The 406-nt window shown below is 68.7% G+C and carries 1 protein-coding gene; it reads left to right on the forward strand.

Going from position 1 to position 406, the window contains the following annotated elements; all coding sequences use genetic code 11:
- Nucleotides 1–27 precede the first annotated feature (27 nt).
- A partial coding sequence (locus E4T88_RS19005) for a hypothetical protein (protein ID WP_221411831.1) occupies nucleotides 28–406 on the forward strand: 379 nt, incomplete at its 3' end.

Below are 406 nucleotides of genomic sequence, written 5' to 3' on the forward strand. Positions count from 1 at the left end.
ATAAGAGACAGGTCCAGCGTCAAGCGCATGCTGGCGCGCGGCGACATGCCGCTGTCGCGCATCGACGCCATCTGCCGCGCGCTGCGGCTGGACTTCGCGGACCTCGCGCGCCGCGTGGCCGACAGCCAGCCGCTGCTCGACCAGCTCTCGCTGGAGCAGGAACGCGCCGTGGTGGCCGACAAGAAGCTGCTGCTCATGGCGATCTGCGTGCTGAGCCAGTGGACGCTGGAGCAGATCCTCGGCACCTACCGGCTCTCGGACGCGGAGGGCGTGAAATACCTGGCGCAGCTCGACCGCATCGGCATCATCGAGCTGCGCCCGCTCAACCGCTACCGGCTCAAGCTCGCCAAGACCTTCCGCTGGCGCGCGCACGGCCCGGTGATGCACTACTTCCGCGACCATGCCC

The organism is Dysgonomonas mossii, from assembly GCF_004569505.1.
Lineage (GTDB): Bacteria > Bacteroidota > Bacteroidia > Bacteroidales > Dysgonomonadaceae > Dysgonomonas.